Origin of the sequence: Bifidobacterium thermacidophilum subsp. thermacidophilum DSM 15837 (assembly GCF_000426425.1) — a bacterium.
GTDB lineage: Bacteria > Actinomycetota > Actinomycetes > Actinomycetales > Bifidobacteriaceae > Bifidobacterium > Bifidobacterium thermacidophilum.
In genome coordinates this window covers 287449-308525 of sequence record NZ_AUFI01000008.1, presented here as the reverse complement: position 1 = coordinate 308525, position 21077 = coordinate 287449, and the positions used below count along the sequence as shown (strand labels likewise).

The 21077-nt window shown below is 61.5% G+C and carries 20 protein-coding genes; 14 read left to right on the top strand and 6 right to left on the bottom strand.

Annotated elements, in window-relative coordinates:
• Nucleotides 1-646 precede the first annotated feature (646 nt).
• The gene (locus K315_RS10945; protein ID WP_369803150.1) at nucleotides 647-721 is read right to left on the bottom strand and encodes a 50S ribosomal protein bL37; all 75 of its coding nucleotides are present in this window, start codon (nucleotides 719-721) and stop codon (nucleotides 647-649) included.
• Between the two features lie 101 nt (nucleotides 722-822).
• Nucleotides 823-1764 (bottom strand): aldose 1-epimerase family protein, encoded by a 942-nt coding sequence (locus K315_RS0105410; RefSeq protein WP_029576535.1) that lies wholly within the window; start codon nucleotides 1762-1764, stop codon nucleotides 823-825.
• Nucleotides 1765-2033: 269 nt separating this feature from the next.
• On the opposite strand from K315_RS0105410, the gene K315_RS0105405 reads away from it, so the two are divergent.
• Complete coding sequence (locus K315_RS0105405; protein ID WP_033520520.1) at nucleotides 2034-3014, top strand: 4-hydroxy-3-methylbut-2-enyl diphosphate reductase; 981 nt, start codon at nucleotides 2034-2036, stop codon at nucleotides 3012-3014.
• Nucleotides 3015-3097: 83 nt separating this feature from the next.
• Here the strand turns inward: K315_RS0105405 and ybaK are convergent, their stop codons facing one another.
• The 3 genes from ybaK to K315_RS0105390 form a co-directional block, all read right to left on the bottom strand.
• On the bottom strand, nucleotides 3098-3607 hold the full coding sequence (gene ybaK / locus K315_RS0105400) for a Cys-tRNA(Pro) deacylase (RefSeq protein WP_029576533.1): 510 nt from the start codon (nucleotides 3605-3607) through the stop codon (nucleotides 3098-3100).
• A 97-nt stretch (nucleotides 3608-3704) separates the two neighbouring features.
• Nucleotides 3705-4760, bottom strand: coding sequence for a type I glyceraldehyde-3-phosphate dehydrogenase (gene gap, locus K315_RS0105395; RefSeq protein WP_029576532.1), 1056 nt, complete (start codon nucleotides 4758-4760; stop codon nucleotides 3705-3707).
• A 289-nt stretch (nucleotides 4761-5049) separates the two neighbouring features.
• On the bottom strand, nucleotides 5050-5838 hold the full coding sequence (locus K315_RS0105390; RefSeq protein ID WP_029576531.1) for a thiamine diphosphokinase: 789 nt from the start codon (nucleotides 5836-5838) through the stop codon (nucleotides 5050-5052).
• A gap of 351 nt (nucleotides 5839-6189) precedes the next feature.
• Between K315_RS0105390 and infC the strand changes: the two genes are divergently transcribed.
• From infC to K315_RS0105335, 11 genes are all read left to right on the top strand, one after another.
• A complete protein-coding gene (gene infC / locus K315_RS0105385) occupies nucleotides 6190-6891 on the top strand; it encodes a translation initiation factor IF-3 (RefSeq protein WP_029576530.1) in 702 nt (233 codons plus the stop codon).
• 84 nt (nucleotides 6892-6975) lie between these two features.
• The gene (gene rpmI / locus K315_RS0105380) at nucleotides 6976-7170 is read left to right on the top strand and encodes a 50S ribosomal protein L35 (protein ID WP_015450200.1); all 195 of its coding nucleotides are present in this window, start codon (nucleotides 6976-6978) and stop codon (nucleotides 7168-7170) included.
• 49 nt (nucleotides 7171-7219) lie between these two features.
• Complete coding sequence (gene rplT / locus K315_RS0105375) at nucleotides 7220-7603, top strand: 50S ribosomal protein L20 (protein ID WP_029576529.1); 384 nt, start codon at nucleotides 7220-7222, stop codon at nucleotides 7601-7603.
• Nucleotides 7604-8065: 462 nt separating this feature from the next.
• The gene (gene xerD, locus K315_RS0105370) at nucleotides 8066-9016 is read left to right on the top strand and encodes a site-specific tyrosine recombinase XerD (protein WP_029576528.1); all 951 of its coding nucleotides are present in this window, start codon (nucleotides 8066-8068) and stop codon (nucleotides 9014-9016) included.
• Between the two features lie 282 nt (nucleotides 9017-9298).
• Nucleotides 9299-10138, top strand: coding sequence for a ParA family protein (locus K315_RS0105365; protein ID WP_029576527.1), 840 nt, complete (start codon nucleotides 9299-9301; stop codon nucleotides 10136-10138).
• 98 nt (nucleotides 10139-10236) lie between these two features.
• On the top strand, nucleotides 10237-11049 hold the full coding sequence (locus K315_RS0105360; protein ID WP_033520516.1) for a segregation and condensation protein A: 813 nt from the start codon (nucleotides 10237-10239) through the stop codon (nucleotides 11047-11049).
• Nucleotides 11046-11729: an SMC-Scp complex subunit ScpB gene (scpB, locus tag K315_RS0105355; RefSeq protein ID WP_033520462.1), complete on the top strand. Its 684-nt coding sequence runs from the start codon at nucleotides 11046-11048 to the stop codon at nucleotides 11727-11729. The genes K315_RS0105360 and scpB overlap by 4 nt, the downstream gene beginning before the upstream one ends.
• 159 nt (nucleotides 11730-11888) lie before the next feature.
• A complete protein-coding gene (gene typA / locus K315_RS0105350) occupies nucleotides 11889-13817 on the top strand; it encodes a translational GTPase TypA (protein WP_015450206.1) in 1929 nt (642 codons plus the stop codon).
• Nucleotides 13818-14012: 195 nt separating this feature from the next.
• On the top strand, nucleotides 14013-14546 hold the full coding sequence (locus tag K315_RS0105345) for a hypothetical protein (RefSeq protein WP_029576524.1): 534 nt from the start codon (nucleotides 14013-14015) through the stop codon (nucleotides 14544-14546).
• Nucleotides 14543-15592 (top strand): prephenate dehydratase, encoded by a 1050-nt coding sequence (locus K315_RS0105340; RefSeq protein ID WP_029576523.1) that lies wholly within the window; start codon nucleotides 14543-14545, stop codon nucleotides 15590-15592. The genes K315_RS0105345 and K315_RS0105340 overlap by 4 nt, the downstream gene beginning before the upstream one ends.
• A gap of 119 nt (nucleotides 15593-15711) precedes the next feature.
• Nucleotides 15712-16806, top strand: a complete 1095-nt coding sequence (locus K315_RS0105335; RefSeq protein WP_081666410.1) for a prephenate dehydrogenase — start codon at nucleotides 15712-15714, stop codon at nucleotides 16804-16806.
• Nucleotides 16807-17056: 250 nt separating this feature from the next.
• Here K315_RS0105335 and K315_RS0105330 read toward each other — a convergent pair whose 3' ends face one another.
• Nucleotides 17057-17335, bottom strand: coding sequence for a DUF6725 family protein (locus K315_RS0105330; protein ID WP_029576521.1), 279 nt, complete (start codon nucleotides 17333-17335; stop codon nucleotides 17057-17059).
• 410 nt (nucleotides 17336-17745) lie between these two features.
• Here K315_RS0105330 and K315_RS0105325 point away from each other — a divergent pair, with 410 nt between their 5' ends.
• Together K315_RS0105325 and K315_RS0105320 are read left to right on the top strand one after the other, a co-directional pair.
• Nucleotides 17746-18786 (top strand): tyrosine recombinase XerC, encoded by a 1041-nt coding sequence (locus K315_RS0105325; RefSeq protein WP_029576520.1) that lies wholly within the window; start codon nucleotides 17746-17748, stop codon nucleotides 18784-18786.
• A gap of 580 nt (nucleotides 18787-19366) precedes the next feature.
• A complete protein-coding gene (locus K315_RS0105320) occupies nucleotides 19367-21004 on the top strand; it encodes a peptide ABC transporter substrate-binding protein (RefSeq protein ID WP_029576519.1) in 1638 nt (545 codons plus the stop codon).
• Nucleotides 21005-21077 lie beyond the last annotated feature (73 nt).

The window sequence follows — 21077 nt, the reverse complement described above, 5'->3', positions numbered from 1 at the left end:
TGTCGTACGCCACGCTGATGCCCCGCGCCCGACTGGCGGCACGGTGGTGGTACGCCGTGTGCGGGTGCCCGGCACGGAGATTGTGACGGTCACCGATTTGTCTGTCCCCGAAGGCTGGACCTTCCCCACATACCCCGACGCGCATTGAACCACCGTCGCGCGGTGATTCGACGTGTTGGCTGGTTTGTCGTCTGGGTTGTCGGCTGATACCTGTTGCTGAAATGTTGGGTTGCGTATGTCCCGGCATACGTTTCGTGTCGGATGGAAGTTGTCCTGCCCTGTCTGGGGGTCATTACACCAGACCGTGTACGTCCCGGCATACGCAACCCGCCGAATACGGGCCCGACGCGCTGCGTCCCGGTGGGGTTCGACAAGTCACGTATGCCATGGCATGCAGAATGTGCGCGAAACACACTGGCCAGAACCGTTGATCGGCTTCCATTGGCGCCACCGATCACACTTCCCGCAATACCCCTGTTCGCCACGGACAGCCGATAATCACGAACCCCAACGATTTGCGGCAAAGAAAAACCCTGCGGGCGATATTCATGTCATCACCCACAGGGTTCATGCAGCTTGTGCTGCGATGCGATGTCGCGTATGCCGCCACCGTAGACCGGCGTGTCGCGACATCCGTCAGCGCAACTCAGGCATTTGGCCTTTTGCCGTGATTAGCGGCTTTTTTGCGACGTGCCTTGCGCTTGCGTCCACGCATACCCATAATGGACTCCTTTGCTAAAGATTGGTAAGCCTACGGGATTATCGCACATCGGCGGGACGTTTACAAATCGACGGGCCGCTTCAGCGTTGTCCGACCAGGATTCAGCGTTGTTCCGCAGAGATGCGGATGCTCGTGACACTTGTATCGCCCGGCTTGATGACGATGAGATCCTTGCCGCTGCGGAAGGCGTTCGCGTATGCGGTCTGGGGTTCTACGGCGACACCTTGCGGGCGGATTGCCTCGGGGAAGCCGGTTCCTGTGCACACTTGGAACGACGTGATGGTCGTGCCGCCGCTGACGGTGATGGTCATGCCGTCCGGGCGAGTGAACACGGCGGATGCATTGCCATCTTCATCATGATGCAGGTCGGTCCAGGCGTCGTCGAAAGGCCGCCCTTCCAAGGTCGGGTTGTCGCGCAGATCGTAGATGGTGCCGTCCACGGGCTCCGTTCCTCGTGGCAGGAGCCTGTCATCGGCAACGACGTGCGTGTCTGCTTGCACGCGCAGATGGCATTCGGCATTGTCCTGCTCGATTGCGTCTCCGGTGCTGTGCCGTCCGTTGGCCAGCCAAGGGTGCATCGCAGCGGCCCACGGCGCGTCGGTCGAGCCGTTGTTCAGCGCGCTGAGCGTCAGGGACAGGCCGTACTCGTCTAGTCGGTAATCCGCGGTGACGACCACGTCGAACGGGTAGCCTTCCAATGCGGGCGCACGCCATTGCAGACTGACGCTGTTGTCCGTGCGCGCAAGCCGCGTCCAATACGCGCGATAGCCGTACCCGTGAATCGCGTTATGGCGTTCATGTTCGTCAATCGGCAGCACATACTGTGTTCCTTCGAACTCGTATTCGCCGTCTTCGATACGGTTGGGGAAGGGGATGAGCAGCTGTCCGCGGCAGCAATTGGGGATATCGTCTTCATCGAACGGCACGATGATGTCCTTGCCGTCGAGGGCGAGGCTGCGCAATGCCGCGCCCTGCTCGGTGACGGTCGCCGAATACCTGCCGAATACGAGATGATACTGCTGTCCTGTCCTTGGTGGGAACATGCCCTGACTCCTGTCCGCTAAACATATGCGCCGCTGCGGATGCCACCGCTTCGGCGCGGGTCGCTGGATTCCATGCTATCGCGATGTGCGCCTAGGCGCGTATGCGGTGGTTTTGCGCGGTGCGCGGTGCGGGCATGTGCGGCGTGTTGTGCACGAACTGCGTGAGGCTCGCCGAAACCGTGTTGGCGATGGTGGCAGGCATTACGATGAATGGTGCCTCGAACGGGGTGCGCAAACGCGTTGAGACACAGATGGGAGCGACAAGCGGTATGAGCGGCGACGGCAAGCATATTATTCTGGCTGATCCGAGGGGATTCTGCGCCGGTGTGGACCGCGCAATCGCCACCGTACAGACCATCGTGAAAACCGCGCACCCGCACAGCGGCCTGCCACCGGTGTATGTGCGCCGCCAGATTGTGCACAATCGCCATGTGGTCGACGATCTCGCTGCCCAAGGCGCGGTGTTTGTCGAGGAACTGTCCGAAATCCCCGATGATGCGGTCGCCGCGGGTGTGCCGGTGGTGTTCTCCGCGCATGGCGTTTCGCCGCAAGTGCAGGCGGAAGCCAAGCGGCGCGGAATGTTCATCGTTGACGCGACCTGCCCGTTGGTGAGCAAAGTCCATCGTGAGGTGCTGCGGTTCGTCCGTGAGGGCTATGAGATCGTGTATATCGGGCATCGCGGGCATGATGAGGCCGTCGGCGTGGTGGGGGAGTCGCCGGAGCATGTCCATCTGATCGAGCATGAGGATGATGTCGCTGATCTTGATTTCCGGCCCGGTCAGAAGCTGGTGCTGCTCACTCAGACCACGTTGAGCGTGGATGAGACCGCCGGCGTGGTGGCAGCGCTCAAGAAGCGGTTTGATTGGATTGAGGAGCCGCCGAGCTCAGACATCTGCTATGCGACGCAGAACCGGCAGACCGCGGTGAAAACGGTTGCTGAACGGGCGCAATGCGTGGTGGTTGTCGGGTCGGCGAACTCGTCGAATTCGGTGCGGCTGATGGAAGTCGCCCAGGAAGCGCTGGGGGAGCGGGGGCGCGCTCACCGTGTCGATGATGCTGCGGAAATGAATCCGTCTTGGTTCGAGGGCGTTGACACGGTCGGTGTCTCCTCGGGCGCCTCGGTGCCTGATTCGCTGGTCGACGGCGTGGTCGAGGCGCTTCGGCCGCTTGGATTCACCGATGTCTCCTATGTCGAGACTGTCAAGGAGAACATGCATTTCGTGCTCCCCGCAGCATTGCGCAAGCGATAGGGAAGCGCAAGCGCGAGGAAAGCACCAACGCATGGGGAGCATAGCCGCGCGCTAGGCTGCGGCGGGGTGCGTCGGCGTAGCCGTCACCACGTGCCGATCGGCGCGGTCGTCGCGCTGAGCACGGCGACCAGATCGTGCGGATTGACGCCGACGCTCAGGCCGCGCTTGCCGCCGGACACAAGGATTTCATCGAATTGCAGGGCGCTGTCGTCCAGCACGGTTTTGTGCCGGGTGCGCTGGCCGAGTGGGGAGATGCCGCCGACCACATAGCCGCTTTCACGCATCGCGACTTTCGGGTCAGCCATCGTCGCTTTCTTCGCACCGACCGCTGCCGCCAGGGCCTTCAAATCCATATGGCCGCTGACCGGGACGACACCGATTACGCGCTCCTTGCCGGTATCCGCCATCAGGGTTTTGAACACCTGCTTGGGATTGAGACCGAGTTTTTCCGCCGCCTCGACGCCATACCCCTCATCCATGTGATCGTTCGAGTGGTCGTACTCGTACAGTTTGAACTCCACGCCGGCACGTTCCAGTTGCAGAGTCGCCGGAGTCGAGCCCATGCCCTTGTCGTTGTGTTTCTTCTTGCCCATGCCCCACATGCTTGCACCACCGGTTGACGGGCGGCATAAGAAAACCCCTCAGAATCGCTTCCGAGGGGTTGTTCAGCGCTGGAACGCTAAGCTAGGCTCACTTGTTGAGCTCAGCGAAGTACAGCAGGGTACGGATCATGTTGGATGTGAAGCCGTACTCGTTGTCGTACCAGGAGACGGTACGAGCCAGCGTCAGGCCGTCAACGGTGTTGACGTCGGTCTGCGTCGGATCGAACACGCCACCGTGGGTGTCGCCGATGATGTCGGAGGACACGATGCCGTCAGCGTTGTAACCGTAGTAATCGGTGTCGGAGAAGGCTTCCTTGAAGGCTTCGTTGATCTCGTCAACGGTTGCGGCCTTCTCGAGAACGGTGGTCAGCTCGGTGACGGAGCCATCCGGGACCTGGATGCGCTGGGCATGGCCCTGAAGCTTGCCGTTGACCTCCGGGACGACCTTGCCGATGGCCTTCGCGGCGCCGGTGGAATGCGGAATCGTGTTGATCGCAGCGGCGCGGTTGTTGCGGGCCTTCGGGAAGCGCGGGCCGTCGAGCAGCATCTGGGTGCCGGTGTAGGCGTGGATGGTGGTCATGAAGCCAGCCTTGATGCCGAACTTGTCGTTCAGCAGCTTGACCATGGCGGCCATGGAGTTGGTGGTGCAGGAACCAGCGGACACAATGGTGTCGGTCGGCTTCAGGATCTTGTGGTTCACGCCGTACACAACGGTCGGGGTGGTCTCGTCCTTGGCCGGAGCGGAAATCAGGACCTTCTTGGCACCAGCGTTGATGTGCGCCTGGGACTTCTCGGCGGAGGTGTAGAAGCCGGTGCACTCGAGCACGTACTCAACACCGTCGTTCTTGACCCACGGGATGTTGTTGGCGTCCTTCTCGGCGTACACGGTGTATTCCTTGCCGTCCACGATGATGGAGTGATCGGTGGAGGTGACCTCAACCGGGGTGCCATCGTCATGACGGAAGGTGCCGTGGGTGCTGTCGTACTTCAGCAGGTAAGCCAGCATGGACGGGGTCGTCAGATCGTTGATGGCTGCGACCTCGATGTCACCGGCCTGACCACCACGAGCCTGCAGCTCGAAGATGCGGCGGAACGCAAGACGACCGATACGGCCGAAGCCGTTGATACCAATCTTTACTGTCATGTATATCTCCCTTAGGGATCAGGCTTCGGCGTGCGCGGGCGTAAGCGGGCACGCGCCTCAGCCATTGTTTACCAACGCTACCCACTGTAATGCTCACGGTGTACGAATGTCGCGGCAACGGTCATGCTGAAGGCGCAACTGTTATATGATTTCCATGAGTGTCCTGTGCAACGTTGCTGAACGTCGTCGCACATTGCAAACGTCTGTTTTCGTATGATGCTTGCAGACTGCGGCGAAGGGTTTCCTTGGCGCGAAGAACCCGGGTGATTCCCTGCAATCGTGGTCATCGTCACGCCGATTGACGTGGTGTCGCCAGTGCCGTGGAAACCGCGGTGCTCAACGCGCCCAGGTCGCCGCTGAATGCGTGCAGACGTTCGACGTGGGGCAATCCCGCTTCGATGGGGAACGTGACGACGAGCGTGCCGGAGCCGACGCTGACGACCGCGGGGGTGGCGGTCAGGAACTCGTTGCTGACGCCTTGGACCGTGTCGTTGAGCATAGTGGCGTGGTCGAGACGATACTTGAGACCGCGTTCGGTGACGTCGGTCGATTGGTCACTGTGCGAGAACACCGATACCATACGTCCTGCGCCGCGTGTCGCGGCATCTGCGGAAAAGGAGAGCGAACCGTCCGATATCGCAGTGACGATGGTGCCGTCGCCGAACAGGTAGCCGATGCCGCCGTGGGCTGCCAGACGCGCCAGGATTTGTATATTGGCGATGGAATGATCGACACGCCCGCCAAGCGCCCCATATATATGGAAAGTCCGGGCGCCCTTGGCCCAGCCGACTTTCAAGGCGGACAACAAATCAGGATCGTCTTTCTCTTCAGGCAGGCGGATGGTGCCGGATTGTTCTGGGACCGGCCCGCTGATGGAATCGAAGTCGCCGATGACCGCATCCGCACGGATACCCAGGGCATGTGCGTGGTCGAGACCGCCATCGGCGGCGATGACGAATGCGTTCGGCGGGACCGAAGGACGCCCGCCGAAATACGTGCCTGCCGCGAAAACGACGCATGTCGTAGCCGCACTGTCGGTGTCACGCGGTTGCTGGCGTCGCTGGCGTTCCTGTTCCATAGGGCTCCCTTCCTGATATGCGACCAGTATAATGTCGTCCGGTCAGATCGCGGGACTTGAGCCCGCCGGGGAGTTGCGTTGCCTGGACATCGCTCGCAACGAGGTCGCGACACGCGGCTGCATTTGGTCCGGCCATGTGCTAAGCTATTGCACCGGCTTGAGAAATCAAGAAAGCGGGTGTTAACCCCACCTGGAAGCCTGTCGTGGTTTCGGGTTCAAGGCTAGACCTTGATGCGTGTCAACGCATTGTTGAATGACGATTTGGTTGTACAGGTTCGTATGACGAGATTGCGTCAGTGTCTTCCATGAACTCACCGCGAACGGTTCTGAGGGGAATCCGCTTCAGGAAATATGAGGATTGGAGTCATCATTAGCGACGAACCACGCATTAACGACGAGATTCGCGTCTCCCAAGTGCGCCTGATTGGCCCGAACGGCGAGCAGGTCGGCGTCATCGCGACCACGGTTGCGCTGAACTTGGCGAAGGAAGCGAACCTCGATCTCGTCGAGGTGGCACCGAACGCGAAGCCTCCGGTGGCCAAGCTCATTGATTACGGCAAGTACAAGTACAACGAGAAGATCAAAGCTCGTGAAGCGCGCCGAAATCAGAGCACAGCCGAAATCAAGGAGATCCGTTTCCGTCTCAAGATTGATGCCCACGACTTCGAGGTGAAGAAGGGCCATGTCATCCGCTTCCTTGAAGGCGGCGACAAGGTCAAGGTCACCATCATGCTGCGCGGCCGCGAGCAGTCCCGTCCGATCGGCGGCGTGGAGCTTCTCGAGAAGCTCGCCGACGAGGTGCAGGACTACGGCACGGTTGAATCCGCGCCGAAGCAGGAGGGCCGCAACATCATCATGACGCTTGCGCCCAAGGGCAAGAAGGTGCACACGCAGTCCGAGCAGCGCCGTCGCGGCGCTGAATCGCGTGCGGAGCGCCAGGCACGCCAGGCGGCTCGCCTCGCAGCCAAGCAGGAGTCGAAGGCCAATGCGGCTCAGGCTCCCAAAGAGGCTGTCGCCTCCGTCGAACAGAAGGAAGACAAGCCTTCCAAGTAGGCCAAATGAATGTGTCGGATGGGCCGAGCCCATTCGCCCACGCTATCCAACACGATGTGATAGATAATCACAAGGAGGGCAGCAATGCCGAAGATGAAAACCAATTCCGCCGCTTCCAAGCGCGTCCGCGTCACCGGCTCGGGCAAGCTCATGCACGCCGGCACCGGTATGCGCCACAACCTCGAGCACAAGTCGGCCAAGAAGCGCCGTCACCTGTCCGCTGACGAGGTGCTGGCCACGTCGCAGGCGAAGAAGATGCGCGGTCTGCTCGGTCGCTGAGCCGAAGCCCGTTGAGTTACTAGACGAATAGAAAGCTGAGGAAATAACTATGGCACGAGTCAAGCGCGCAGTCAACGCCCACAAGAAGCGTCGCGTCGTTCTCGAGAGGGCTTCCGGCTATCGCGGTCAGCGCTCCCGTCTGTATCGTAAGGCCAAGGAGCAGCTGCTGCACTCCTTCACCTACAACTACCGTGACCGTAAGGCGCGTAAGGGTGACTTCCGCAAGCTGTGGATCCAGCGCATCAACGCCGCCGTCCGCGCTGAAGGCATCACCTACAACCGCTTCATGCAGGGTCTGCGTCTCGCCGGCATCGAACTCGATCGTCGTGCTCTTGCTGAGCTCGCTGTCTCCGATCCGGACACGTTCAAGACCATCGTCGGCGCCGCCAAGGCTGCGCTGCCGGCTGATGTGAACGCCCCGGTCGCTGCCTGAGCACATCCGTGAGCATAGCGGCCATGCGGAGGTCTGAACCCCGCTGACCGTTGTAATGTCTCGCAATGCCCCGACTTCTCTAAGGAGCCGGGGCATTGTCGTATATCCTGCCCGTTGGTCGGCACGTGTGCCCGACGGAGACGGATGCGATGGTGTCCTGTCACGAATCGGGTGCCGTCGCCCACCTACACAAACTGTCTACGCCAAGACCGGTCTCAGTGTAGACAGTTTGTATCAGTAATGCGTTGTATTAGCAACCCGCAGTGTCAGCCGCCCGTTGTATTGGCGGCACGTTGTATCCGACGCCCATTAGGAACCGAGGCGTGGTGCTCGATCAGGGGAACTTGCTCGGTGAACGTAGGAACGGACAACCGTCGTCGTGTTGCCGTGCCTGTACCATATGCAACAGCACAGAACATGTAGGTACACCGGCACAACACCGGCACGGGAGATGATGGGACGATGGCTGAGCGATTGAATCCGTCGACGACACTGTCGTCATCGCTGCACGACCAGCTGTCGGCGTTCATCGGGCATATCGCCGTGGAACGCGGCCTCGCGGACGCGACCGTCGACGCCTACCGGTCGGATCTCGATCGCTATATCACCTGGATGGAAGATCGCGGCATTCATTCACTGGACGGAATTCGGCAGCAGGATGTGCAAGCCTATGCGCAATCGCTTGCCGGGCAAGGCCAGAGCGTGGCAAGCCGCCGGCGCCATCTCGCCAGTATCCACGAATTTCACCGATTCGCATTATCTCGTGGTGCTGTCAGCGACGATGCCTCCGCGAAAGTACGCGCCCCCAAAGGCGGATCCCATCTGCCGGATGTTTTGACAATCGACGAGGTCTCGACATTATTGGACGCCGCGGCGATGCACGGCAGCCAAGACCCCGTGGTTTTACGGGACAAGGCGTTGCTCGAATTCCTGTACGCCACCGGCGCCCGTATTTCCGAGGCCGTGGGCGTGGATTTCGCTGATATTGACTTCGATGACCGACTGGTCAGGCTCACCGGCAAGGGGTCAAAGCAGCGGCTGGTGCCGGTCGGCAGCTACGCATGTGACGCGTTGGAACGGTATCGAAGCATTGGCCGGCCTGCGCTTGCGAACAAAGCCAAGCAACCCGAGCTGCGGGCGGTGTTCCTCAACCGCCGCGGCCAGCGACTGTCACGGCAAAGCGCTTGGGACGCCGTACGCATTGCGGGGGAGCGGGCGCATCTGGCCCGTCCGTTGCACCCACATACCTTGCGCCATTCCTTCGCCACGCATTTGATCCAAGGTGGCGCCGATGTGCGCACCGTGCAGGAACTGCTGGGACATGCGTCGGTCACGACCACGCAAATCTACACGCATATCGCACCGGAAACATTGATGGAAACGTATATGACCGCTCATCCACGGGCGAGATGACCGTCCGGCATAATACAGCCGCTGGGACGTGCGGGCGATACGATGGTGTTCGGTGTGCGGCGACGCGGTCGCACGTCAGGCGTATCCGCGGCGGATACGCGGGAAGGAGCAGGCGTGGATGACACGATGACCCCGATGCGCGACACCCGTCAGGGATTATTGTCGATCATGGGCACGAATACCGGTGCAACGCAATCAATTCATGCATCCGATGATGATGAGTTGGATGCCGAGGGCGAGGCGCAGCCGGACGTGGACACGCCGCTTGGTACAGTGAACGGTATGCCAACGGATTTACTGGGACGAGAATATGAGACGTTTCCTGCGCCACAGCCGCGCCACGAGCACGGGCCTGCGCGCGTCATCGCGATGTGCAATCAGAAAGGCGGCGTCGGCAAGACCACCAGCTCCATCAATATCGCCGGCGCGCTCAGCCAGTACGGCCGTCGTGTGCTGATTGTCGATTTCGATCCGCAGGGCGCGGCTACGGTCGGCCTCGGCATCAACGCGAACACAGTGGACAACACCGTGTACACCGCCCTGTTCGACCCGTCCGTCGACCCGCACGACATCATCCAACATACGGATTTCAAGAACCTTGACGTCATGCCCGCGAATATCGATTTGTCTGCGGCGGAAGTCCAATTGGTCACCGAAGTGGGTCGCGAGCAGATTCTCGCTAGCGTACTGCGCAAAGTACGTGATGAATACGATCTCATCATCATCGACTGCCAGCCGTCCCTCGGCCTGCTCACCGTCAACGCGCTGACTGCGGCGGACGGCGTGATGATTCCGGTTGCCGCTGAGTTCTTCGCGTTGCGTGGCGTGGCGCTGCTCATGCAATCCATCGAGAAAGTCCAGTCGCGCATCAACCCTTCCCTTGAAATCGACGGGGTGCTGGTCACCATGTACACACGCACCCTGCATTCCGAGGAAGTGCTGCAGCGCATCTATGAGGCGTTCGGCGACAAGGTGTTCCATACGGTGATCTCCCGATCCATCAAACTGCCCGATGCGACAGTCGCCGCCGCGCCGATTACGATATACGCGCCGAACCACAAAACCGCACAGGAATATCGTGAAGTCGCCCGCGAAATGGTCGCGCGCGGAGTCGTCGCCTGAACGTTGGCGGATACGCCGTGAGTGGGCAGTCGCCATCCGTGCAGGGGTCGGTGCAGGCGTCGGACGGTGTCCAAAGTGATGAAACCGGTACGCTGGCCATGACGGCAATGGCGGACATGCCGGCTGCGGACGGTTTCTCCGTCAATCTGGACAACTACGCTGGCCCGTTCGACATGCTGTTGGGCATGATCGCCAACAGACGCCTCGAACTGACTGAAGTGTCCCTGTCCGCCATCACGGAAGAATTTCTTGCATACGTGCGCACGCTCGACACTGAGCGCAATATGGATGAGGCGAGTGCGTTCCTCGATGTGGCATCCGTGCTCATCGAAGCGAAAAGCGCTGCCTTGTTGCCGCATGACGAAGACGGCACCCAGGACGAACGCAGCTTGGAGGCGTTACGGGAACGTGATCTCCTGTTCGCTAGACTGCTGCAATATCATGCGTTCAAACAGGCGGCGTCCGATTTCCGTGTTCGGATGGACGACAACGCACGCCACGCCCACCCTGGCAGCGCTGACCCTGCTTTCGCCGCGATGCTGCCGCAACTGGTGTGGACGCTCACCCCGCAGGAACTTGCGGGAATCGCCGCGGCGGCATTGACGAACGCGCCGCTGGAACATGTTGCGACTCATCAATTGCATGTGCCGTTGGTTGATTTGCGGGAGCAATCCGCGTTGGTCCGCGATCGTCTGCGCGCCTTGCCCGCCGGAGAGGGCATGGCGTTCTCCAAGCTCTGCGAGGATGCGCATGGCACGCTTGAGGTGGTCGCGCGGTTCTTCGCCATTCTCGTGTTTTTCAAACAGGGAGCCGTGCAATACCGCCAGTCTGGGCCGTTCGAACCGTTGTTCGTCAGGTGGATGCCGGGCCGTCAGAGCGCCGAATTGGTTGGCGAGAAGGATATGTCATGATCGAAGACGATACGAAGCGTGAGATGGCCTCTCCGGACGGAACGGCGGCTCCGGGTGGCTTGGACAAGCTACAGCAGGCATGGCAAGTGGATGATTTTCCCGGCGGCTTGCCGGCGTGCCTGGAAGCGGTGCTGATGGTCGCGGACGGGCCCCAACAGGAGCGGGACCTGGCGCGCGCGTTGCATTGCGATCCCAAGGATGTCCGCGACGCGCTCGAATCGCTCCAACGCGAATACGACGGGGATCTCGAACACGGTATCGTCCCGCGAGGTTTCGCCTTGCGCAGCAGTGCTCGCGGATGGCAATATGTCAGCCGCAGCGAGTTTGAACCGGTTGTCGGAGCGTTCGTTACTGACGGGCAAACTTCGCGCCTGTCGCAGGCGGCGCTCGAGGCGCTCGCCATCATCGCGTACAAGCAGCCGATGACTCGCGCCCAGGTCGCTTCGATCAGAGGGGTCAATTCCGACGGTGTGATCCGATCGCTGACCGTGCGCGGACTGGTGCAGGAACATGGCGCGGACCCCCAGACGCACGCCGCGTTGCTGGAAACGACTGGGTTGTTCCTCGAATACATGGGCCTCGATTCATTGGATGACTTGCCGTCGTTGGCCCCGTTCCTTCCGACCGACGCAGGACAAGTGGTCCGCGAGGCGGCGGGGGAGCAGCTTGGCGCGTTGTAGACCGTCGCCGCGGCCGGCCTGTGCGCTTCGCGGACAGCCGATTCAACCTGTCGTGGTCCGCCGGTAATCTTGTGACGGTTTATGTGTAAGCGGTAGGTGGGTGATTCCCGCATCCGAGAGTGATACGTAGACAAATCATGCAATTAAGAGAGGTAATTGATGGCAGTTCGCGGTGATATCCGTAATGTGGCAATCGTAGCGCACGTCGATCACGGCAAGACCACCTTGGTCAACGCCATGCTCCAGCAGTCCCACGTCTTCAACGAACGTGAGGAAGTCCCGGACCGCGTCATGGATTCCAACGATCTGGAACGCGAGAAGGGCATCACCATCCTCGCCAAGAACACGGCGGTCAAGTACACCGGCCCGCTTGCCGCGAAGTACGGTGAGCCCGACGGCATCACCATCAACGTGATCGATACCCCCGGCCACGCCGATTTCGGCGGCGAGGTCGAGCGCGGTATTTCCATGGTCGACGGCGTGGTGCTGCTCGTCGACGCGTCCGAAGGCCCGCTGCCGCAGACCCGTTTCGTGCTGCGCAAGGCGCTCGAGGCGAAGCTGCCGGTTATCCTGTGCATTAACAAGACCGACCGCCCGGACGCCCGCATCTCCGAAGTCGTCAGCGAATCCACTGATCTGCTGCTCGGCCTGGCTCAGGACGTCATGGAAGAGGGTGTCGACCTTGATCTCGACTCCCTGCTCGACCTGCCGGTCATCTACTGCGCCGCGAAGGTCGGCTACGCTTCCGCCGACCAGCCCGCCGACGGCGCACTGCCGGACAACGACAACCTCGAACCGCTGTTCGAATCGATTATCGCCAACATCCCCGCCCCGCAGTACGAGGAGGGCGCACCGCTACAGGCCCATGTCGCAAATATCGACTCCTCCGACTTCCTTGGACGTCTCGGCCTCGTGCGCGTGTACAACGGCTTGCTCGAGAAGGGCAAGACCTACGGCCTGTCCCGTGTGGACGGCTCGATTGAGAACTTCCGCGTCTCCGAACTGCTGCGCACGCAGGGTCTGGACCGCATCCCGGTGGAATCCGCAGGCCCCGGCGACATCGTCGCCGTCGCCGGTGTGAGCGACATCATGATCGGCGAAACCATCGTCGACCCGAACGACCCGCGTCCGCTGCCGCTTATCCATGTCGACGACCCGGCGATCTCCATGACTTTCGGTGTCAACGATTCCCCGCTGGCTGGCCGTGAAGGCAAGGATCACAAGCTTACCGCCCGTATGATCAAGGATCGTCTCGACCGCGAGCTCATCGGCAACGTGTCCATCAAGGTGCTGCCGACTGACCGTCCTGACGCGTGGGAGGTCCAGGGCCGTGGCGAACTCGCGCTGGCTGTCCTCGCTGAGGAGATGCGCCGCGAAGGTTACGAGCTGACTGTCGGCCGCCCGCAGGTGGTCACCAAGATGATCGACGGCAAGATCAACGAGCCGATGGAGAACACCACCATCGACGTGCCCGAGGAGTACATGGGTACGGTCACGCAGCTGCTGGCCGATCGCAAGGGCCGTATGGATTCGATGACCAACCACGGTTCCGGCTGGGTGCGCCTGGAATTCACCGTGCCGTCCCGTGGTCTGATCGGCTTCCGCACCGCACTGTTGTCCGCCACGCGCGGCACCGGCATCGCGAGCTCCATCTCCGCTGGCTACGCCCCGTGGGCAGGTGAGATCGTGACCCGCCAGAACGGCTCCATGGTCTCCGATCGCGCCGGTGTCGCCACCCCGTACGCCATGCAGCGTCTGCAGGCCCGCGGCCAGTTCTTCGTCGAGCCGCAGTCCCCGGTCTACGAAGGCCAGGTCGTCGGCATCAACAACAAGCCTGACGAGCTCGATGTCAACATTACGCTGGCCAAGCATATGACCAATATGCGTTCCTCCACCGCCGACGTGCTTGAAACGCTCACCCCGCCAATCAAGATGAGCCTCGAGGAATCGCTTGATTTCGCGAACGAGGACGAATGCGTCGAGGTGACGCCGGAAGCCATCCGCGTGCGTAAGATCATCCTCAGCCGCGACGAATGGTACAAGTGGCGCGCCAAGCAGCGTCGCCAGAACAACGCGGCAGCCAAGTAAGGCATGACACCGTCATCGCGCTCCTGATGCGCGAAGACGATTGACGGTCTGACGCCGTCTGCACTCGGCATGGTCTGGGTACAGACGGCGTCGTCGTTTTCGCGATGTTGTTTCGCGGTGTCGGTACAAGCGCGAGGGATTCGCCGGTGTGGAAGAAGCGGGGCGTTTTTCGCGGCGGGAAGGCATACTGGACATATGACTTCTTCACCAGCTTCGGGGCGCGACCTGCCGTGGTCGCATCGCCAGTCGTATCCGACACGGATGACCATTTCGCTGCTCGCCGGCGCCGCGGTCGGCATGATCGGCACGCTTGCGCATCGGCTGGGCGCGTCCGCGAATATTCCGTACGGCCTGGTCCTCGCATTGCTTGTTATCGCGCTGTCGGCGTGGTGCGCGCGGTCACGCGCCGGCGCGCTGGGGCTGGGAGTCCATGTGGCGGCGTCCTCGATTATCGCGTGGGGGCTTGCGGTGGCTCCCCGCGGTTCGGGCGCATTGGCGCCGGTGGGATTCGGGGACCCCTCGGCGGTACCGTTCTGGAGCGAGCATGTCGGCATGATATGGCTGTACGGCATGATTGTGGTGCAAGTCATCCTGCTGTTCCTGCCGAAACGATGGTTCCGTATCACCGCGGATGACGACATCCGGCCGGCGGCACACGCGGCGACTGCAAGCGACACCGCCGATGGCACAGACACCGACAACACCGCGCAAGACAAGGAAGTCCAATGAGCCAAGACATCACCGACAACACTGTTTGCGATGGCAATCGCGCATTTGAGGCTGCAAGTCGACGCCAGTCGCTCCCGTTGTATTATCTGGGCCCGCAAGGCTCTTTCACTCATCAGGCGGCGGTGTGCGCAAGCCGGATGCTCGCACCGCTATCGGAGGACATCACCCCGATGCCGGAAAGCACCATTCCCAAGGTCATGGCGCATGTGCGCGACGGCGAGGGATGGGGTGTCATCGCGTGGGAAAACAATGTCGAAGGGTATGTGGTCCCGAACCTCGATATGATGATCGACGCGGATGACGTTGTCGGCTTTGCCCATGTCGGCGTCGATGTCGTGTTCGACGCGTTTGTGCCACAGGGGAGCGCGAAACGGGGCGTCGCGCTCCGCGAAGCGACTGCACACCCGCACGGATTGGCACAATGCCAGCGGTTTATCGCCCGGCATCATCTCACGCTCATGCCTGCCACGTCGAACGCGGCCGCCTGCCGGGACGTGCGTGACGGCCAAGTGGCGCTCGGCCCATCGATTTGCGGCGAATTATACCATTTGGACACGCTTGAACACCATGTGCAGGATTATCACGGCGCTCGAACCGAGTTCCTTGTTCTCGCCCGCCGGGATGATGTGCCCTCGCTGATGGCGCAAGCCAAGGCGGACGGCAACAGCGAGTTCGAAACAATCATCGCGTTCATCCCGTTGAGCACAGGGCCCGGCGTACTGGCGAATCTCCTGGACGTGTTACGCGACGCCGGACTGAATATGACCAGCTTCATCTCCTGCCCGATCAAGGGGCATGCGGGGACTTACAGTTTCGTCGCTGCCGTGGATGCAGCCCCATGGCAACCGCATTTCCGCAGTGTGCTGACTGAGGTCGTAGAACATGGCGACTGGGTGAAGACTCTGGCGGTCTACCCGCGCAGGGAGCGGCCGAATCCGCCGGTCAACGAGTGGATGTTGCCGCAAGGGGGAGTATGCTTCGAACCCCAATCCATCCCAGAGGCGTGGGATAGCAGTGTCGACGCTGCAAGGGAGTTGCTGTGGTGAGTGATGATTCCGGGCGACGGTTCGCATGCGGCCATGCAGGTGGCGTTACAGGCTCGGCGATCGCCGCGACCGATACGGCGAATACTGCAGGCTCGACGAACGCGACAGACTCGACAAGTATGGTGCACACGGCAGAACGAGGAAGGGAGACGGATACGATGGCAGACAAGACAGGCATAACAATCGGCATTGTCGGATTGGGCCTGATCGGTGGCTCCCTGGCACGCCATCTGGCGGCCAACGGGTATCGGGTGATTGCGTGGAACCACCGCCCGCACCCGTATGAACAGGCCAGACGGGACGGCATCGTATGCGTGGACTCGCTCGAGGAGCTCGCGGGGCATCCCGGTGCACGCCCCGATCTCATCGTATTGTGCAATCCGCTGAAAGCCATGCCGCAGATGCTCTCCCGGCTTGCCCCGGTCATCGACCGCACAGCGACCACCCTGACCGATGTCGGCAGTGTGAAAGCCTTGGTGCGGCAGCAGGTCGTCGCCGCGGGTCTGGGGGACTGCTATGTGGGCGCCCATCCGATGACTGGAACCGAGCGTTCCGGCTTCGAGGCTTCCGATCCAAGCCTGTTCGACCATGCCTTGTGGGCGATCACCGTGGACGAATCGACAGATTACCGGCGTTTCCTTGTGGTAGCGCGCATGATCACCGAGGGGTGCGCCAACCGGTGCATCGTCATCGACGACGGCACGCATGATCGTGCGGCGGCGCTGATCTCCCACATGCCGCATGTGGTCGCCACGGCGTTGATCAATGAGCTGACGGACAATCCCGACCGCAATATCGCCGCAGCCCTCGCCGCAGGGTCGTGGCGTGACATGACCCGAGTGGCGCTGACTGATCCGCAGCGAACCCGTGCCATGGTCGATGAGGATGCCGAGAATGTCGAAACGCTGTTGCGACATATGGCCGATCGTCTTGTCGCAGTCGCTGACGCGTTGCACGACGGGGACGACCGGCAGATCGGAGAGTTCTTCGCCCACGGCCAACCATTCCGCGACTACAAGGCGGCGTGCGTGCGCGCGAATACTCAGGCGGAAACGCCGGTGACGATGGACATGCCGCTCAATCCCGCCACGTGGCGTGACCAACTGTTGGAATCGGCACGTCGCGGCGAGCAGGTGACGGGGTGGCGTTCGGATGCCGTCGCGGTGGTCGAGCGCCGCCCGGCGGTGGTGTCCGCTGCGCTAGTGCGCGCGTGACATCTGCCTGCCTGAATATGCGAACATCTGCGGGACGGTCTGCGGTTTCAGTGGCGTGTTGTTGTGTGTGTCCGGTTTCGTGTTTTTGGTTCCGGTTGCCTGTAGTTTCACGTCATCGGTTTCGTGTCCCGGTTTCGACCGCCTCGATGGTTGAGTTGGCCGGACACGCCCACACCGGGTGTTGGATATTGGGAGAAGTCGTCTGATTGCGCGATTCGCATCTGAATTCCCGATTTGCGCGCGGTCGTTCCTAAGCCTTGTCGGATGCCTTTCGACGTGCCGCTGTGCCGGGGCGTTCCGGAACCGGCTTGAGCCGCACGATGCTATCGGCCTCAATGCTGACCTGCTGTTCGGGGCGAGACCCGTTGGCGGCGGCGTCGCGGATCATCTTCAGGGTGGTTCCGTTCCACTGCTGCACATGCCCGACAAAATCCCGATACGTCATTCTGCCGGTGTTCGGGTCCGCACCTGCCTTCGTGCGGACGACGATGCGAGCACCAGATGGAATCTCGCGTGGAAGCCTCGGCACCCCGCTCCCGCCGATGGCGTCGGACAAGTCGCGCGGCTCTCGCTTCGCGGGCGGGACGTCGGTGTTCCCCGCGGTGTTGTGCGGTTCTGGTTGTGGAACAATGAACATGGTCTCCTCGCTTGCTGGGGTTCCGCTGCAGACGGGCATGCGGCCAATCGCCACGGATATGCGGATATGCGGATATGCCGCCGTGCCCATCTTATGGCCGTTCGTGCATCGGCGTAGACCGCGGCTGCGTACTATGGCAACTATCATGGGCGAACAAGGATAAGCGGACGAGTGCGAACGAGTAGATACGGGCAGACGGAAGGTATACACAGATGGAACGGGAACGACGCAAACCGGGCGCTCGCCGGTCAGGTGGCGCAGCGGACGGACGGGCTTGTGACAAGAAGGAATCCTCGTCACAGATGGAGCAGCTCGTCGGCGCCCAAATCGAGGCGGTTATCGACGAGTTCCTCCATGATCTTCGCGTCAATCGCGCCGCCAGCGACAATACGCTGAAAGCGTATCGCATCGATGTGCTGGACTGCCTCGTCACCATGAATATCGATGGCCTCGAAGCGCTCGATCGGGTCAATGTGGACGATTTGCGGGCGTGGATGTCCAGTGAAAGCGCCCGCGGATACGCGCGTTCCAGCATGGCGCGCAGGACCGTGGCGGTCCGTGGCTTCTTCCGTTGGGCGCAGGATCAAGGGCTGATTGACAGCGACCCCGCTGCCCTGCTCATGACCCCGAAAATCCCTTCCGTGCTTCCGGCGGTATTGACCGAAGCACAGGCGAAAACCCTGATGGATGATGCGGATGCGTACACAGCGCGGGGGAGTGCAGGGACGGCGCGAGGGGGACACCAGCAAGGACCTCAGCAAGGACAGCGTCGATCGGAGCGCGGTGGGCAACAACCGGAATGCCAACGGCACCAGATCGGCGGTTCGCCTGCGGACCATGCAATCGCCGTCCGCGACGCCGCAATGATGGAGCTGCTCTATGCGACGGGCATCCGCGTCGGGGAACTTGTCGGCATCGACATTGCCGACATCGATTTCGCCCAGCGCACCGTCCGCGTCACCGGCAAAGGGGATAAGCAGCGTGTCGTTCCGTTCGGAGCGCCGGCGGCGTGTGCGTTGGACCAGTGGCTGCAAGCCGGGCGCCCCGCGCTTGCAGGCGATCGCTCTGGGGAGGCGTTGTTCCTTGGTCGCCGGGGCGGCCGGGTCGACCAGCGGATTGTCCGGCAGGTCGTACATGGCGAAGCTCGCAAGGCGGGTGTTCCGGACATCAGTCCGCACGCCTTGCGGCACAGTGCCGCGACCCATATGCTCGACGGCGGCGCCGATCTGCGTGAAGTGCAGGAGATGCTTGGGCACGCCTCGCTGCGCACCACCCAGCGGTACACCCACGTTTCGATGGAGCAGCTCAAGCAACGCTACCGGCAGGCTTTCCCACGCGCCTGAACACGGCGTTGCTGCGGCGGCCCGACATGCCTCGGCTGGATAATCCGCTACCGAACCGGAGAACGCATGCCGACAACCGATTCGGTTCGCAAGAGCGCTCGCCGTCATCCCAGTTGCGACCCGGTGCGACCGGTCCGGGAGCATATTGCAACGACGAGCGAACGCTGTTTTTCCTCCGTCAAATCTATATCGGCAAACAACAAACCACACGCGGAACATCTAATCCGCATGTCCCTGCGCGCCCGCAGGCTTGTCGCGCGTTGTGCGCGGAACGAGAAGAAAATTTACCGACTCGTAACAATGGTTGCGAAAACATCGGCGGGCCACGTCGAGTGGCAAGTATCCGGCAATTGCTTGGAACACTTGGGAATTTTTGTCATGCAAGGCCTTGGACGACGTCGCGATTGAACGCCTGATGCGCGAGGCGTTGCGGATGGCAGCGAAAACATGCATCTTGCATCTTGTCCCACAGAGGGGTAAGAATTGACGATGTTCAGCAACGAGGTTGGGGCGGGAGCCCGAGCCTCGTTGTTTTTTTGGGATTCGTCCCAAAATCAAACACACACAGGAGAAAAACAATATGAAGAAGAAAGCTATTGCGCTGATCGCGGCGGCGTGCTCGCTCGCGATGGCGCTCGGCGGCTGCGGCTCGTCGTCATCTTCGACTTCCGGTTCGTCCAACGGCGGCAAGGTCATCATCACCGCCTTCGGCTCCGAGCCGCAGAACCCGCTCGTCCCGGGCAACACCACCGAAACTGGCGGCGGCCGCCCGGTCGAACTGATGTTCGCCCGCCTGGTGAGCTTTGACAACAAGGGCAACGCGAAGAACGAGGTCGCCCAGTCCATCAAGCCGAATGCCGACTCCAGCGAATACACCATCACCCTCAAGAAGGGCTGGAAGTTCACGGACGGCACCCCGGTGACCGCCGAATCCTTCACCAAGGCCTGGAGCTACACCGCGAACGCGAAGAACGCCCAGAAGTGCGCGTCCTTCTTCTCCACCATCAAGGGCTATGACGACCTGCAGAAGGACGGCCTGAAGGGCGATGAGCAGCTCTCCGGCCTCAAGGTCGTCGACGACTATACCTTCACCGTCACTATGAACCAGCCTGACGCCACCTTCCCGGTCAAGGTCGGTTACGAGGGCTTCTCCCCGCTGCCGGAATCCTTCTACAAGGACCCGAAGGCCTTCGGCGAGAAGCCGGTCGGCAACGGCCCGTACAAGTTCTCCAGCTGGGATCACAACAAGCAGATCGTGCTGGTCAAGAACCCCGACTACAAGGGCAACGTCAAGGTCAACAATGACGGCGTGACCTTCAAGATCTACACCTCCACCGATTCCGCCTACGCCGACGTGCAGTCCGGCAACCTCGACGTCATGGATTCCGTCCCGGCGACCGCGACCAAGACCTTCCAGTCCGATCCCAACGTCGAGGCTTACAACAAGGCCGGTTCCGCGAGCCAGACTTTCACCATCCCGTCCGATCTCGATCACTTCAAGTCCAACACCGAGGAAGGCGTCCTGCGTCGCCAGGCTATCTCCATGGCCATCAACCGCAAGACCATCGTCGACAAGGTGCTCGGCGGCGTCGGCACCCCGGCCAAGGAATTCACCTCCCCGATGACCCCGGGCTATTCGGACTCCCTCAAGGGCGAAAGCAACCTGGAGTACAACCCGAAGAAGGCCAAGGAACTGTGGGCCAAGGCCGATGCCATCTCCAAGTATGACGGCACCCTCACCTTCTCCTACAACGCCGACGGCGGCGCCAAGCCGATCTACGACGCTGTGGTCAACCAGCTGAAGAACAACCTGGGCATCAAGGCCGCCACCAACCCGGTCCCGACCTTCCAGGAGTTCCGCACCGACGTGTCCAACCGCACCATCAAGGGCGCGTTCCGTACCGGCTGGCAGCCTGATTACCCGTCCCCGGAGAACTACCTGTACCAGCTGTACGACTCCGCTGCGGCCGACAACCAGGGCTCCAACGACGGCGACTACAAGAACCCGGCCTTCGACAAGCTCATGGACCAGGCGTACGCCGCGACCAGCACCGAAGCCGCGAACAAGATCTACCAGCAGGCCCAGGAAATCCTGCTCAACGATCTGCCGGCCATCCCGCTGTACTACGGCAACGCGTACGGCGTGGCTGCCAAGGGCGTGAAGAACTTCACGATGAACTGGCAGAACCAGCCGGTCTATTCGGAGCTGTCCAAGTGACGGCACGCCGATAGGCGTCTGATATTCCACGAGGGCGCATGACATGCATTCATGTCATGCGCCCTCGTCGTGT

Coding starts and splice junctions, on each gene's coding strand:
- K315_RS0105410 (WP_029576535.1), bottom strand. CDS start 1,764: ATGTTCCCACCAAGGACAGGACAGCAGTATCATCTCGTATTCGGCAGG.
- K315_RS0105405 (WP_033520520.1), top strand. CDS start 2,034: ATGAGCGGCGACGGCAAGCATATTATTCTGGCTGATCCGAGGGGATTC.
- ybaK (WP_029576533.1), bottom strand. CDS start 3,607: ATGGGCAAGAAGAAACACAACGACAAGGGCATGGGCTCGACTCCGGCG.
- gap (WP_029576532.1), bottom strand. CDS start 4,760: ATGACAGTAAAGATTGGTATCAACGGCTTCGGCCGTATCGGTCGTCTT.
- K315_RS0105390 (WP_029576531.1), bottom strand. CDS start 5,838: ATGGAACAGGAACGCCAGCGACGCCAGCAACCGCGTGACACCGACAGT.
- infC (WP_029576530.1), top strand. CDS start 6,190: ATGAGGATTGGAGTCATCATTAGCGACGAACCACGCATTAACGACGAG.
- rpmI (WP_015450200.1), top strand. CDS start 6,976: ATGCCGAAGATGAAAACCAATTCCGCCGCTTCCAAGCGCGTCCGCGTC.
- rplT (WP_029576529.1), top strand. CDS start 7,220: ATGGCACGAGTCAAGCGCGCAGTCAACGCCCACAAGAAGCGTCGCGTC.
- xerD (WP_029576528.1), top strand. CDS start 8,066: ATGGCTGAGCGATTGAATCCGTCGACGACACTGTCGTCATCGCTGCAC.
- K315_RS0105365 (WP_029576527.1), top strand. CDS start 9,299: ATGCCAACGGATTTACTGGGACGAGAATATGAGACGTTTCCTGCGCCA.
- K315_RS0105360 (WP_033520516.1), top strand. CDS start 10,237: ATGACGGCAATGGCGGACATGCCGGCTGCGGACGGTTTCTCCGTCAAT.
- scpB (WP_033520462.1), top strand. CDS start 11,046: ATGATCGAAGACGATACGAAGCGTGAGATGGCCTCTCCGGACGGAACG.
- typA (WP_015450206.1), top strand. CDS start 11,889: ATGGCAGTTCGCGGTGATATCCGTAATGTGGCAATCGTAGCGCACGTC.
- K315_RS0105345 (WP_029576524.1), top strand. CDS start 14,013: ATGACTTCTTCACCAGCTTCGGGGCGCGACCTGCCGTGGTCGCATCGC.
- K315_RS0105340 (WP_029576523.1), top strand. CDS start 14,543: ATGAGCCAAGACATCACCGACAACACTGTTTGCGATGGCAATCGCGCA.
- K315_RS0105335 (WP_081666410.1), top strand. CDS start 15,712: ATGGTGCACACGGCAGAACGAGGAAGGGAGACGGATACGATGGCAGAC.
- K315_RS0105325 (WP_029576520.1), top strand. CDS start 17,746: ATGGAGCAGCTCGTCGGCGCCCAAATCGAGGCGGTTATCGACGAGTTC.
- K315_RS0105320 (WP_029576519.1), top strand. CDS start 19,367: ATGAAGAAGAAAGCTATTGCGCTGATCGCGGCGGCGTGCTCGCTCGCG.